The organism is Frankia sp. CgKIO3, assembly GCF_977946435.1.
In genome coordinates this window covers 1-13,906 of record NZ_CDWTMO010000115.1, presented here as the reverse complement: position 1 = coordinate 13,906, position 13,906 = coordinate 1, and the positions used below count along the sequence as shown (strand labels likewise).

The following is a 13,906-nucleotide window of genomic DNA, read 5'->3' as shown; positions in this document are numbered from 1 at the left end:
TGGCGGTCCCCATGGATGGCGGTGGTTTGTTGTGATCGGCAGTTCGTGATCCGTGATCTATGGGGGTAGGTAGAGGCGGAGCCGGTGTCCGGCGGCGAGCGTGTCGGTCGGTTCTCGGGAACCGATGTACTGACGGGACACGCCCGCGGTGGCGTGCCCGCTCTTGCGGTCCCCGGAGTCGTCCAGGATCAGTACCCCGCCGGGATGAGGCCGGGTGGCCGGCGCCGCCATGAGCAGCTCAACCCGCCGAGTGTTGATTTTCTCGTGGTCCCACGGCGACTCGGACAGAAACCACTGCAGCCGCTGGATCTCCCGGTGCTGCGCGCCCACCACCGGCTCCGCCCCGGCCAGACAGGTCAGCGTCTTGTTCCGGTCCCGCGGCAGCAGCAGACCGACCAGGTAGTCCCGGAACGCCCGCCGCTGCGCCCGGGAGGCGAACAGGCCATCCAACCGGGATGCGTACGCCTCCACCGGCGCCGGAGCCGGCGGGCACGGCAGCGGCTCTGTCATCACGATCACCTCCGCGGCCGAACCGCTCCTTCCCTACCCGACACAGCCAGACAATTCCCCGGCCGTCCATACATGATCAAACGATCACAACAAACCACCGATGGGCAGGGTGTGCTCGGGCGCACGGTTGTCCACAGGCCCTACCGTGAGCCGGGGACAGCCGTGAGCTGGCGACGAGCCCGTTTATCCGGGGACGGGTGATCCGAACCGGGCTGCGCGCATCTCGCAGATGTCGGTGACCGGCGGCGGGTACGGGGCGAAGCGCTGCGCGACCCAGGCGGTGAGGTCGGCCATCGATGCGCCGAGGACGGTGCCGTGGTCCGCGCCGGGGTAACGCCGGTAGTCCACGGTCGTGCCCTTCCGGCACAGCCCGGTGACCACGCCGTCGGTCACCGTGCGTCGGATCACCAGGTCGAGGTCACCCTGGAGAACGAGGGTCGGAGCCATCTTCCGCAGGGCCACCTCTCGCTGCCGGGCGAATCCGGCTGCGAAGGGCTGATGATCCAGAGGATTGACGGTAAAGGCGGTGTCGACGGACGTACCGATGCTCGCCCTGGTGAGGTCGGTGGCGCAACGGTCGCGGGCGATCGACAGCAGTCGCCGGCCGGTCGGGGTGAGCACCCGGTCCAGATTGATCGTCCGGTCCTCGACGGACAGCCCGATTATCGCCAGCAGGACATAGGCGACCCCGTCGGTATTGTGCTGCAAGGTGGCGAGGGACGCCGGCAGGTCGGCCAGGGGGGCGGTTGCGACGACTCCCCGGATCCGTAGCTCGGGTGCGTAGGCGGCGGCAAGCGCTCCGGCGGCTAACACCGCCTGGCCGCCCTGCGAATAGCCCCAGAGGACGATGTCGCGACCGGCACCGGTCGCCTTGAGGGCAGCGGCGGCGCGTGCCGCGTCAAGCACGGCCCTGCCCTCCGGCTCGGCAACGTAGATCGCGTGTTCGCCGGGACTCCCCAGCCCCGGATAGTCTGTGAGGGCCACGACATAACCGGCCCGGACGAGCGGAAAAGTCGAGGCGGCGGCGATCAGCGCGGGTCGTGCCGCCGACGGTGCACAGGCATCCTTGAGGCCCGTGGTGCCATGCTCGAATGCGACGATTTTTCGGCCGCCCGGCGGAACCGGAACGTTCTCCTCCGGAGCCAGGATTATCCCGGACACCGGAATGTCGACGCCCGGCGTCGCGTGGGACCGGTACATCACCCGCCACGCCCGGATACCAGTCGGGGCCGGCGCGACCACCTGACTGGACAGAATTTCCCCGCGGGTTCCCGGTGGTAACGATGCACCTCGCTCATCGGGTCCGCCGGCACTGATCGCGGGGGATGATCCGTCGCCGCCGCCAGCCCGCTTTCCGCAGGCCGCGAGGGGCAGCAGCCCGAGCAGGAGCCGGACCGCGAGCAGCGGGGTACGGACCGGACGGGAGGGGCATCGGTGCGCCCCGACAGGGGTGGCCCCCGCAGCCGATCGTGTCGGCCTCCCTGACTGCGCTGACTGCGTTGGCCGGGAGCGCGGGGGCCGTGGTGTTAACGCATCCGGCCAGGCCGGCGGGCCACTCGGATCATTCGGGACAACAGGCTGCTGATCCAAGCTTGGCCGCCGATAATGCACGAATTAAGTCTAATGAGGCACATCCGGCCATCGCGTCGGCGGTCCGCCTGGGCCGGCCGGATCTTGACTGGCGGTGGATCGCTTCGCTGGACGATTCGGGCACCTATGATCGGGCACCCATGAGGGACGTACCGGGCGTAACCGGACCTGCCGGGACGTGCCCGGGACGTGCCCGGGACGCCGTGGAGCCACTCTTGCGGGTGCCCGGTGGGAGACGGAAGAGCGCTCGATACCCTTACGGTGTCCTCAGGCGGGTGCGGTAGCGGTCCCTCGATGGTTGCCGCGGTCTCACGGACGTGTCCAACCCGTCGTCGAAGCCTGTCGGAGGCCCGCGATAGTGAATGCATTCGCGTCGAATACCCTCGCTCTCGGCCCTGGCGTCCTCAGCGCGGACAGCCTGGCCAAAGCGGGCCTGGCTGTCGTTCTGTTGATCGTCTTCGTGGAGTCCGGCCTACTGGTCGGGTTCTTCCTCCCGGGTGACTCCGTGCTGTTCACCGTGGGTATGCTGATCGCCCGCGACGAGCTTTCCACCCCGCTGCCGGTGGCGGCTGTCCTGATCGGGCTCGCCGCGGTGGCTGGCGACCAAGTCGGCTACCTGATCGGTCGAAGAGCCGGTCCGGCGTTGTTCCGACGCCCCGACTCGCGGCTGTTCAAACAGGAGTACGTCGAGCAGTCGCACGAGTTCTTCGAGAAATACGGGCCGCGGTCCATCATCCTGGCGCGGTTTGTTCCCGTGGTCCGCACCTTCACTCCGGTCATCGCCGGCGTGAGCCGGATGAACTACCGCATCTTCATCACCTATAACATTGTGGGCGGGGTGGTCTGGGGTTGCGGCCTCACGGTTCTGGGTTTTTACCTCGGTAAGATAGATTTTGTACGGAACAAAATTGAGCCGATGTTGATTCTAATTGTCGCCGTCTCGGTGCTTCCCATCGCTTTCGAATTCCTCCGGGCCCGCCGTAGGAAGCGGGCCAGGAACGGTGCCGTGCGGGAAGGCTCCGCTGAATTCGGCAGGAGTGCCCCGGTCGCCGAGGAGGCTGCGACCTTCGCGGTACGGCCACACCGCGGCGGCGGGCGTCACTCGGCTGCTCATCAACGTCAGACCCCGGGACTGAGCGAGACTGATCAGGACTGACCGGGACTGATCAAGACGACCGGGGCTGATTGGGATACCCCGGTGGTCATCGCAGCCGCGCGACGGTTACCTGTGATGCGGCCAAGTCGCGAGGACGGGTCCCGGCGGGCTCCGCACCGATACGGGGGGAGTCGGCGGGACGCCCGCCGGGACCCGTCAACCGTATCGGGTCAACGGGTCATTGTCGCCTCTCCTCGTCACCCAAAGGTGGGAACAGTCGCTGGTCGCACACCGAAAGCATCGTTTGTATGACGATCATCTCACTATTGGTGGGTGGTGTTGTGGCCTTGGGGGCCATCGAGAGATCGCGGCAACCGAGCTGGTCACGGTCGGTGCAGTCTGCTGGTCGCCCTCGGTGCAGCCGGGGCGCCGCCGGACTCACGAGGCGTCCGCACTCACAAGGTGTCCGGTCCGCGTTCCCCCGTGCGGACGCGGGCGAGGGCGTCAACAGGAAGAACCCAGATCTTGCCGGCTCCGCTGGCCGCCGATCCGCCCGATCTCCGGATCACCTCGATGACGTCCTCGACGTCGGAGTCCGCGACGACGCACTCGACCCGCACGGCGCTCACCGACTCATCGTGGAAGGTCTGCCCGCGATATGTCTGGGTACGCCACAGTTCGATGCCGAATCCGGTCACCTGGCTGACCGTCATACCCTGAATACCGAAGGTCTCAAGGGCGGTGCGTACGTCATCGATGCGATGTGGACGCAGGATGGCGGTGACCAGTCTCACCGGGACCTCACCAGGTTGTCTGGAACCGCATGCCGACGGCCCGGCGCACCTCCGGGTGAGGTTTCATCGCGGAGAAGCGTAGAGCCGGCAGGTGACGGTTCCGTCTCGGGAATGTCATCGAATGGCGTAACGGAAGGAATGGTAGATGTCCCTGCTCGACCGCGGTACACCCCCCGACCCGTTCGACGTGCTGCCCGCCAAACCGCTGTTCACCGTGACCAGTACGGACCTCGTCGACGGTGGAGTCGTTCCGTCCGATCAGGTGCACACCAGCGCCGGGGGTGCCGACATCTCCCCACAGCTGGCCTGGTTCGGTCAGCCCGCCGAGACCAGGAGTTTCGTCGTCACCTGCTACGACCCGGACGCGCCCACCGGCAGCGGATTCTGGCACTGGGTCCTGGTGGGCATCCCCGCGGCGGTGACCGAGCTTCCCCGCGGCGCGGGCAGCGGTGACTTCACCGGCCTGCCCGTCGGCGCGTATCACGTGCGCAGCGACTGGGGCTCCAAGGCGTATGGCGGGGCCGCGCCGCCGCAGGGCGACGTACCGCACCGGTACATCTTCACCGTCCACGCGGTCGACGTTCCGGAACTAGAGATCAACGACGAGGTCTCACCGGCCGTCGTCGGCTTCAACCTCACCTTCCACACCCTCGCCCGGGCCGTGCTGCGGGTGACCTTCCAACGCTGACGGGGCCGCCCTGCCGGCGCGTCGAGGTCCTCAGGTACCGCGCCCTCGGCGCGCCGCCCGGGGATCGTCAGCTGGTGGAGCTGGGGCTGGGCTCCACGGGCGGGTAACCGAACCTGCCCGTGAGGCCGGCGGCCCGTGGGACGGCCGGGCCGTCGACGAGCTCCCCGCTCCCGAGCTCCCCGCTCCCGAGTTCCCGGTTGTCGAGGAGTTCGTCGGCCATCCGGCGCAGCCGGCCGGGACCGAGATCCGGCGGGTCCAGCTCGGCCGGATCCAGATCGTCGGGGGTCAGGTTGGTGTCGTCGACCTCGCCGTGCATCTTCGAGCCGTTGAGCACCACGGGGATCTCCAGGTCGCCGACGACGTGCTCGACATAGAAGGCGCGGGCGCCGATCAGCCACAGGGCGTAGCTCGGGTCGAGCCTGGGGAGCAGGTCGGCGGCGACATCGGTGAGCCCGAGCGCGGCCTGCGTGTCGGCGATCTGATCGGACGCCTGCTTGTAGAGGATCCGGATCGCGGTCTCGGCGAGCAGGCCCTTGGCGATCTCCACCGAGTCCGGCGAGGCGGACAGCAGGTCGGAGATACGGTGGGCAACGATCGCGTTCGCGCATCCCCATTGCCGGGCGAGCTTCTGCTGGGCGGACAGCCGGCGGACGAGGCCGGCGAACCGCATCAGCCGCCAGCACTCGTCGTAGACGACGTAGCGCTGCACGCCGTCCTGGCGCATGAGTGCCGCTTCCATCCACGCCTGCGCGCAGGTCATGATCAGGGCGATCATCTCATCGCTGCCCTGGACCCGCTCCAGGTTCAGCACGGCGATCGGACGGTCGAAGTCCAGCGGGGAGGTGGTAAGCCCGTCGAACAGACCGCCCAGCGCGCCGTGCGTGAGCCGGCGCAGGGTCAGCGTGGCATCCCGGGAGGCGTCGCGCAGCTCGGTCGCGGTCATCGGGAGGTTGACACAGTCCTCCTCGGTCGGATCCGTCATCGCCTCCAGCACGTGCGGCAGGAGCGGGGTTGCCCACCGGTCCGGGGACGCCCCGGTGATCTGCCGGGTCACGACGTCGAGAGCCAGGTCGACCGCGGTGTGCTCGGCCGGGGTGAGCGGTACCCCCTTCGCCGTCTCGATCAGGGACGACAGGAGTGCCGAACGAGCCCGCTTCACCTCACGGGCCCAGTCCTCGTCGGCGATGCCCATCGGACGGGGTGGGGCGTCGAGCGGGTTCAGCCGGGTGGCCATGCCGGGCCCGATGTAGGTGGGCTCACAGCCGAGGCGCCGAGCCAGCCGCGTGTACTCGCCCTTCGGGTCACAGGGTACGGCGGCCTGGTAGCCGAATGCCGCCCCCCGCGAGATCAGCGTCTTCAGCAGCGCCGACTTGCGGGAGCCGACCGCGCCGAACACGGCGAAGTTCGGATTCTCGATGACCTGCTGGCGGTACAGCTCGAAGACGTCGAAGTCGAACGAGTTCCCCGACCAAACGTGCCGACCGATGTACATGCCGGGCGCGGCCAAGCCGGAGTCGACGACGAACGGGTAGATGCCGGCGATCTGTGCCGTCGTCTCCATGTGCGCGGGAAGCCGCAGCTTGTGGAACGTCCGCCCGCCGAACGGCCCGAACAGCCGCGGCGGCTGTGCGCCCCGGCGCAGGGCTAGCTGGGCCCGGCGCATCGCCGCCTTCTCGGTGGCCGCCGCGGCCCGTTCCGTGCGCCGGCTGCGCCGGGGGGGCTCCGCGGATATGTGTCCCTCGCGCCGCCGCCGCGGACCGCCGCCGAGGTCCACATAGCCCTCGGTGTCGCGTCCCGGGTCGTGGGACGTGGCCTCGTAGGCCGCCGCCTCGTAGCCGTCGGGGTCGTAACCAGCCTCGTCGTAGCTGGGCGGGTCGTCGAAGTCGCCGTCGCCGAAGTCGTCGAAGTCGCCGTCGACGCCCTCGTCGCCGGGGCCGCCCGGGCCGCCCGGGCCGCCGGGGCTGCTGTCGGCACGCTCGGGGCGACCGGCCACGGCTCCACCGGCCGGATAGCCAGCCGGCACGTAACCGCCTACCGCATAGCCGCCGGTCGGGTATCCGCCGGTCGGGACCGGGTACCCGCGGGCCGAGGCGTCGTCGTGTGCTGAGCTCAAGAAACCCCCACCGCCAACGGTAGTGCTCCGACGCTGAAGCCCTGATCCTGCTCGCCGACGAGACGCACCATCTCCAACCGGCTGCGTGAGGCCAGCGTTTCGGCCTCACCGCAGGCATCGGCGAGCCCGTCGAGGTCGTCGGCGGAGACCGTGACGAAGCCGTGGAAGCGGAAGGCGCCGAATCCGGCGATCAGCTCCTGCTCGCGGCGTTCGACCTCGTCGGCCTCAGCCACGTCGCGCTGGGTGGTGACCTTCCCGACCTTGTCCCGCATCTGCTGTTCACCGAGGTGTGCCATCCGCCGTCGGTTTACCGCCTTCTCCGCCTTCCGGCCAGGCAGCGGCTCGACCACCAGTGAAACCGTCCGCCGACAGGTCGTCTCCATCAGCAGCGGAGCGAGGAACGCGGCAGGGGAGGGCACACGCGGCCAGCCATTGATCCAGTATGTCGTGTGGAAGCCGGAGTCGGTGCGGTAGTGGTCCCAGGCGGTGACGGTCCGGACCGGGCCCGCGACCGCCGGGTCGATGCCGGACGCCAACCCCTTCAGGCCCCCGGCGAGGTCCGTACTCGCACCACCCCGCGCGTCAATCATCTCGATCGAGTACGGATCGTAGGTGGTGCGGATGACCGCGGCGAGCGCCCGTGGCGGCAGCCATCCGACCGTGTTGATGGACGCACGGGCGAGAGCCGCCTCCATCGTGCGCAGTTCGCCGAGCAGGACGGCGCAGGCCGCCTGGTCACCGCCCCCGGCCCGCTGGATCGCGCGCCGGGCGTCCCTGGCCCGAAGCTGAAACGAGAGGTAGGTCTCGTGTCGCTGCGCCACCGGGCCCGCCGCGTCGATGACCTGCTGGTAGGCGTCGGCGGCCCAAGAGTCGTCGTGATGCCCGCGGACCCGCCAGTGCCGCTGAAGCTGGTCGCCGGAGTCGGGCAGCGTGCGTTCCAACCACTGGATGCGCGACAGTTTGCCGCCCCCGGCGGTCAGCCCGGCCAGCAGTTCCCCCCAGGCGTCCACCCTGGCCTGCTGGTCACCGGACTCCAGCAGGGCGAACTGGCTACCCTGCACCTGCAGGACGGCGGTGTAGGTCTGCTGCTTGGCATCCTTTACCACCGCCACGTACCGGCCGCCGCCGACCGGTACGGACAACATCACCAGCGACGACAGCGGCCCCGGAAGGACCGTTCGGCTGAGCTGGTCCTCCCCGGCACCCAGCCGGAAGAACGCGCCACGGAACACCGTTTCGCCCGTCACCTTCTGCATCGTGAAGCCGAAGAGGATCGGCACCCACTGGTCGAGATTACGATCCTCCACCCGGACGAACGCAACAAATAGGAGCATTACTCCCATCAGTACCCAGAGTGGGATGAACAGGAGTGGAGAGCGAAGTGCCCCGAGCACGCACAGCATCACGCCGATCATCAGGCCGAGCTGCGGCCAGCGCATGCCCAGCATGACTCCGCCGCGTTCCAGCGGTCCGAAGCGGTAACTGCGTTCCGCGATCATCGGCTACCTCGCTACCTCGCCACTCAACTACTCACGTGCCGCCGGTGCGGGACGGCGGCACCGCCGCCGTCATCTTCGGAGGCCGGGACGCCGACGGGGGCACGGGTACCCGCGTCGTGGCCTGACCGGGCCCGCGTGCCCCGCCCGTGACGGAACCCGGGCGCATCGTCCTCGTGGCGCCGACCGGCCTGGAATTGCTGCCGACCGTGACCGTCGCCCTGGTGGGGGTGGCGGCTCTTGCCGGTTGCCGGGTACTGCCACCGCCGGCCCGGGGCCGGCTGGCCGTCGAGCCGCGCACCGCGGCCGTGGCGGCACCCGTCCGGGAGGACGTGCCCGCCGGAGCGCCGAGGCCGCTGCCACGACCGGTCCGTAGCGCGGCCGGCCGGGGCAGCGCGGGCTCGGCGCCAAAGCTGCCGACGCCACCGGCGTCGCCGAGCATGCCGCGATTGCGGGTCTGCAGCCGTGCACCGATTCCGCGGAAAGTCTCCCGCGACGTCGATCCCAGCAACGCACCCGCCCCTTGGCCGAACGACGCCGCACTGCGCTGACCTGCTGAACCGACGGCGCGCATCAGGTGGATGTCGGCGAATCCCATCAGGTGCAGCAGGACGAAGGGAGCGAACACCGCCGCAATCATCACCACGGCCCCGCCGAGGATCGTCAGTGTCTGATCGACTGTGGAGCCGCTCGAGTCGCTTGCCACACCGGCACCGAGCGTGAAAATCGCGTAAATAACCGGCTTCGCGAAAATAAGCGCCAAGAGGATCTCGGTCGCCCGCTTGATCCAGGCGCTCGTGGACATCGTCGGCTGCCCGGCCAGATACACCGGGATGAACACCGCCATCACGATGATCGCAACCTTGCGGATGTACAGCACCACGAAGAGCGCAAACGAGAACAACGCCACCAGCAGCGACAGGACGATGTCGAGTGCGAAGTTCCCCTGCTCCGGTAGAGCCCACAGTTGGGCTACCAGGGCCGAGCCGAGTGGCTTCCCGTCACCGAAGGCGTCGGCGATCCCGTCCGAGGCAGTGAGCACCATCTGCAGCAGGGTGAGTGCGACGAATGAGCCGAGGATCGCGGTGCCGGTGGAGGCTAGCGCGCGTGCGAAGATGTGAGGATCACCGCGTACGGCGCCCATGATGCAGGCGCAGATGAACAGGCCGGTGACGATCAGTACCGCCACCCCGAACGCGATGTTGTAGTTCTGGACGACGTAGTCGGCGTTCAGGTCGATGGTCGTCTTCTGCGCCGCGAAGCTGAATATGGAGCTGGACAGGTCAGCCGCCATGCCGCAGAAGGCCTTGCCCATCGAGTTGAAGTACGCATCCGCACTCCCCGATATCGCATCCTTGATGGGGTTGAGCGGGTTGAGTGAACTAAGCGATACGGCCAGAACTTCCTTATCTTCGGTCACGTTCCAGCTCCGACCAATAGAAATTCTTTGAAATTTTCAGCTGCGCGCTCGGTGATGGCGGGCTCCGAAGGGCCATCTTTTTCGTCTTTAAGTTTCCAGTCTCCCGAACTCCATACGACCTGACAATAGTCGGTTCCCCAACCCTGCCGTGGGGCGAGATTCGGGTTTTGATTTCCGTAGATGCCGAATGCAACGGTTCCCCAGAGGGTGATGTCGGCTTTATTTTCATCATAGGATCGAACCGTATATCCGGCGATACGTCCAATTAGAGTGAAGTTGGGAGATTGAATGGATGAAGCGCCGTATGCTTTTGCGCTTTCTATGTCATTCGAGATGATCAGTTCAGAAATTCGCTTCGCCGATTCGGGGGTCGCAGCAATCGAATCGAACATGCTTCTTATGCGGGAAGGCTCGCGGTTTCGGAGATTTCCGGTAATAGCATCGTAGTTGGCGCAGGCGCTGACGGCGCCGGCTTCGGTGCGGGGGTAACCGACCGGGATACCGAACTCGTTGATCCGGGTGGGGACACCGGGGACTGAGGTGGGGGCGGCGGTGTCGGCCGGTTGGCTAGACGGCTTTGGCGAGGGGACCAGCGTCGGCGTCACTCCGGGCGGGGTAGCGCTCGGAGAAGTCTGCGGCGCGACGGACGCGGTATCCGAGCCATTCGAACCATTGTCTGGAACCACGTAACGGCCGATGACCAATCCGCCGATCACACTCACCGTGCAAGTGGTCACGATGATGATGATCAGACGTCTGGCCGCCCACTCCATAAGGCTTACCAACGCCAACTCCCCTCACAAGACGGCACGGTCATCATCGCAATGTCCGCCCGCTGGTATCCGGGGAACAGGTCAGAAGAGCGTTGACGATGGGTCATGGACCACGCCGGGGTCAACGGCAACGGTGAGCTCGACGGCGGGTTGACGCTGGCCAGCCGGGTTAGGGTCGGGCGCGGTGGCCGTTGCGCCGGTGGCAAGGAAGAAGTTGACGAAGGCTGCCGCGGCACCGACGAGGAATGCGAGACCGAAGCCCGCGATCACACCGCTCTTGCCGACCATCGACGCGCGCTCGAGGCCCATCCGCTCGCCGAGTGCCCATGCGATACCACCCAGTAGCACAGCGGCGACTGCAGCGACCACCGCATAGGCCGCCAGGCCGTTGACCAGGTCTTTCAGAGCATTGATGCCAGGCGCCTTGGAGTCATCCGGGTTGACCTGTATCTCGGCGAGGACAACGGTCGCCTTGACGGCGGCGGCGTCCAGGATCATCTCGGTTCCTTTCCCACAGGCGGGGGGCCGCCCGGCCGATCCGGTCCGGCGATCCTTGTGGGTGCCGTTGGTGACCGTAGGTCGCCAAATGATACGCCCTGCGCCGCACGGTGATCCTTGGTAGTCGCTCGTGGGCCGCCGGAAGCGTCAGAATCTGCACGGGCGGTGACCGCCTCCGCGGCGCCGCCAGCCGCGGCCCCCGGCTGATCGACAGCGCCCGCAGCGGCCGTGACCTCGGCTTTCGCGAGAGTGAACAGGGCTTCCACGGCAGCCGCGGCCAGCCGGAGGTAGGCGCGGCGAGTACGTCGGCGTAGCCGAGGAATCCGTACCGGAGTATGCCTGCTGGGGTCGAGCCGGGCGTCGTACGGGATCCGGATCAGCGTGTCGACTTGCTTCCCGAGCCGGGCCGCCGCCGCGCGGGTCCGGGGCGAGGGACGGCCCCGGCGTGGCGCGATCATGGCCGCCACAATCATCGGCCCGCCGTGTCTGGCTGAGCCACCACCCGCCGCGTCCCGCAACGTACACAGGCTGGTGAGCGTCGCCTCCAGATCGGCGGCGGTCGCGAGCGTGACGAGGATGATGAGGTCCGCGGCCTGGACCGCCGTAGGCGTCAGCGGTGCCTCGGCCGGCGCGTCGACCAGCACCAGTGGATAGGAATGCGCGAGCAGGCCGAGCACGGACCGCAGTCCGGTCGGGGCGACGGTGTCGTCCGCGGGGACGACGGCGGACGCCTCGTCGCCGGAACCGTCACCGTCGTGCCGGTCGGCTCCTCCGCCAACACCGCGTCGCACGGGAAGCACGTCGAGGTCCCTGGTGCTGCCCGCGGGACGACCATTGATCATCAGGGGTAGATCGGTCACCGTACTGTCGGAGGCTTGCCGGCGGGCGACGTCGGCGACCGTCGTCGTTCCGGCCGCGCCGACCCGGATCGCGAGCGGATCACCGCGTGGTTCGTCCTCGTCCTCGGTGTCGGTGCCCACAGGCGACGATGGCGCCCCCCCGGGAGACTCCCCCGGCCAGAGATCGACCGCGAGGACCGGCTGCGCCCGCACCCCGGCGAGGGTCAGCCCGACGACTCCGGCAAGGGTGGTGGTCCCGGAGTAGGGGAACAGCGAGGTCACCGCGATCCGCCATGAACCGGGCAACGGGATACGGGCCCGGTCGCGCAGAGAGAGCCGTACCGGAATCTCTTCCCACGGTTCGAGATCGCGCACGCCGACCCACGGCTCCTGCCACGGCCACAGCCGACCGTCCGACGACGGCTGGCGACGCGAGACGGTCTGGCCGCCTGCCGCCGCGGCCTTGCGGGTGGATCGAGACGCCGGGTCCGGCTGCGGCTGCGCGGTGGGGAGTGCTGGAGCCGTCAGCTGCTTCATGCCCGCGGCGGGCGAGACGGGCGCGACGGGCACGGCCGGCGTGTAGCGGGCGACCGGCGGTGCGACCGGCACCGCGGAGATGTGGCCCGGGACGGACGATTCGGAGGCGACCGGATAGTCCGTGGGAGGGGCCTGCGCATCCCCGGGGCTGGTTACCTCGATCGGGCCGGTCGGGGCTGGCCGGCCGGCCGCGGTGGATGGAACGGTTGCCGTCGGCGGATCGCTCGGGCCGCCGATCGACGCCGCATCCGTCAGCGCGGCCGGTGTCGTCCGCGGCGGCCGCGGAGGCTGCGGACGACGGGGCGCGGAGGCGCGCGGCGGCCGGACGCGCGGCCCGTTCGGGGCCGGCAGTGGCCCGGTTGGGTGTGGTGGTACCGCAGTTGGGCCGCTACTGGAACCAGGACTCGCAACCGGGCTGACGCCTCGGCCTGACGCGCTGCCACCCGACGCGCTGCCACCCGACGCGGTGTTCACCTCCTGCGAGGATTCCACCGCGCCCGGGGGAACCGGGGTCGAACCGCGGGGATCTGCCGGCCGGGTTGGACGGCGGGAGGGATCAGCCTGGTTACGGGGCGGAATCGCCGACGGGCGGCCGGCGCGCCGGGAGCTGGTGTCCGCGCCCGAGGTCACCCGGCCCGGCCCGGTGCCGGGTGCCTCGGTCCTGGTACCCGGCACCGATGGCGGTGCGTCATCGGACGTGTTTGTACGGTCCGCACCCGAACGGGCCGCCGATGTCGCATCATCGAGGTGGAATGCCTCGCTCTGCCACGCTTCGTCGAGTGGCTGCGGCGAGCCCGTTCCGCCCCGCCGTCGATGTCGTCGGCGCCCGGATCGTGCATGGGGAGGTGACTCTACGTCTTCGGTGCCTGCCGCTTCGTCCCGTACGTACTGATCGTCTCGTATGTACTGATCGTTTCGGATGGGCGGACCGTCGGGATGGGAGACCGGCGAGGGTATGCGGGCACCAATGAGCGAAACGGGCCGCGCGTCGCCTTCCTCACCGTACGGCGCCTGTGGCACATCGCTCACGCGCCGTCGACCTCCCGGCCTTCTAAGGTTAGCTAGTGCCAGTTAAGGTTACTTACTGTTATCTGCGCTCGGCTGCGGTCGGATCGATGTAACACGAGTCAATCGAGTATGACAAGCTCTGGTCGAAGCTACCCATCCTGGGTGGGTCGGTGTACCTTCCGGAACCGGAGATGTGCCGTCCGGATCGAGGGGACGAACCGGCGGACGGTTCGGCGGACGGTTCGGCTGTGATCCGCGACGCGGCGGGCTGGGGGCGGCCTGGACTACACGGGCACCGTGCGTGCGGCAGATGGGAAAGGAGCGTCGGTGGCGCAGGACGGCTTCTCGACGGCGACGCCTCGGCCATCCCCGCGCTCCGGCGCACCGCAGGGCGCGACGCCCGCGAAATCCCCGGTCGGCTCGGCCCCGGCCCGGTCCGCTCCGGCGGCATCCGGCCGGGTCCGCACGGCCTCGGCCCGCCCGACCGGCATGCCACCGACCGTCGCCTCCCGCAGCACACCGGCGCCCGCCGCCGCGCCCCCTC

General features: G+C 68.7%; 12 protein-coding genes. 2 read left to right on the top strand and 10 right to left on the bottom strand.

The window, feature by feature from the left end; translation table 11 throughout:
* Window positions 1-57: 57 nt before the first annotated feature.
* The gene (locus AC08OJ_RS13650) at window positions 58-510 is read right to left on the bottom strand and encodes a transposase (protein WP_476593735.1); all 453 of its coding nucleotides are present in this window, start codon (window positions 508-510) and stop codon (window positions 58-60) included.
* A 183-nt stretch (window positions 511-693) separates the two neighbouring features.
* Window positions 694-1,752 (bottom strand): alpha/beta fold hydrolase, encoded by a 1,059-nt coding sequence (locus AC08OJ_RS13645; RefSeq protein ID WP_476593736.1) that lies wholly within the window; start codon window positions 1,750-1,752, stop codon window positions 694-696.
* 853 nt (window positions 1,753-2,605) lie between these two features.
* Between AC08OJ_RS13645 and AC08OJ_RS13640 the strand changes: the two genes are divergently transcribed.
* On the top strand, window positions 2,606-3,256 hold the full coding sequence (locus tag AC08OJ_RS13640; RefSeq protein ID WP_476593737.1) for a DedA family protein: 651 nt from the start codon (window positions 2,606-2,608) through the stop codon (window positions 3,254-3,256).
* A gap of 395 nt (window positions 3,257-3,651) precedes the next feature.
* On the opposite strand, the gene AC08OJ_RS13635 is transcribed toward AC08OJ_RS13640, so the two are convergent.
* Complete coding sequence (locus tag AC08OJ_RS13635; RefSeq protein WP_476593738.1) at window positions 3,652-3,990, bottom strand: P-II family nitrogen regulator; 339 nt, start codon at window positions 3,988-3,990, stop codon at window positions 3,652-3,654.
* Window positions 3,991-4,135: 145 nt separating this feature from the next.
* On the opposite strand from AC08OJ_RS13635, the gene AC08OJ_RS13630 reads away from it, so the two are divergent.
* Complete coding sequence (locus AC08OJ_RS13630) at window positions 4,136-4,678, top strand: YbhB/YbcL family Raf kinase inhibitor-like protein (RefSeq protein ID WP_462187224.1); 543 nt, start codon at window positions 4,136-4,138, stop codon at window positions 4,676-4,678.
* Window positions 4,679-4,745: 67 nt separating this feature from the next.
* Here AC08OJ_RS13630 and AC08OJ_RS13625 read toward each other — a convergent pair whose 3' ends face one another.
* The 7 genes from AC08OJ_RS13625 to AC08OJ_RS13595 form a co-directional block, all read right to left on the bottom strand.
* Complete coding sequence (locus tag AC08OJ_RS13625; RefSeq protein WP_476595911.1) at window positions 4,746-6,701, bottom strand: conjugal transfer protein TraC; 1,956 nt, start codon at window positions 6,699-6,701, stop codon at window positions 4,746-4,748.
* A gap of 86 nt (window positions 6,702-6,787) precedes the next feature.
* Window positions 6,788-8,290 (bottom strand): SCO6880 family protein, encoded by a 1,503-nt coding sequence (locus AC08OJ_RS13620; RefSeq protein WP_462187222.1) that lies wholly within the window; start codon window positions 8,288-8,290, stop codon window positions 6,788-6,790.
* A 31-nt stretch (window positions 8,291-8,321) separates the two neighbouring features.
* Entirely contained in the window at window positions 8,322-9,707 is a 1,386-nt protein-coding gene (locus AC08OJ_RS13615; RefSeq protein WP_476593739.1) for a TrbL/VirB6 family protein, read from the bottom strand.
* Window positions 9,704-10,480, bottom strand: a complete 777-nt coding sequence (locus AC08OJ_RS13610; protein WP_476595910.1) for a DUF8175 domain-containg protein — start codon at window positions 10,478-10,480, stop codon at window positions 9,704-9,706. The genes AC08OJ_RS13615 and AC08OJ_RS13610 overlap by 4 nt, the downstream gene beginning before the upstream one ends.
* Window positions 10,481-10,561: 81 nt before the next feature.
* On the bottom strand, window positions 10,562-10,978 hold the full coding sequence (locus tag AC08OJ_RS13605) for a DUF6112 family protein (RefSeq protein WP_462187218.1): 417 nt from the start codon (window positions 10,976-10,978) through the stop codon (window positions 10,562-10,564).
* The gene (locus AC08OJ_RS13600) at window positions 10,975-12,426 is read right to left on the bottom strand and encodes a MinD/ParA family ATP-binding protein (RefSeq protein ID WP_476594665.1); all 1,452 of its coding nucleotides are present in this window, start codon (window positions 12,424-12,426) and stop codon (window positions 10,975-10,977) included. The genes AC08OJ_RS13605 and AC08OJ_RS13600 overlap by 4 nt, the downstream gene beginning before the upstream one ends.
* Before the next feature lie 1,220 nt (window positions 12,427-13,646).
* Window positions 13,647-13,906 (bottom strand): hypothetical protein (locus tag AC08OJ_RS13595; protein WP_476595909.1); only part of this gene is annotated, 260 nt, incomplete at its 5' end.

Coding starts and splice junctions, on each gene's coding strand:
- AC08OJ_RS13650 (WP_476593735.1), bottom strand. CDS start 510: ATGACAGAGCCGCTGCCGTGCCCGCCGGCTCCGGCGCCGGTGGAGGCG.
- AC08OJ_RS13605 (WP_462187218.1), bottom strand. CDS start 10,978: ATGATCCTGGACGCCGCCGCCGTCAAGGCGACCGTTGTCCTCGCCGAG.
- AC08OJ_RS13620 (WP_462187222.1), bottom strand. CDS start 8,290: ATGATCGCGGAACGCAGTTACCGCTTCGGACCGCTGGAACGCGGCGGA.
- AC08OJ_RS13630 (WP_462187224.1), top strand. CDS start 4,136: ATGTCCCTGCTCGACCGCGGTACACCCCCCGACCCGTTCGACGTGCTG.
- AC08OJ_RS13610 (WP_476595910.1), bottom strand. CDS start 10,480: ATGGAGTGGGCGGCCAGACGTCTGATCATCATCATCGTGACCACTTGC.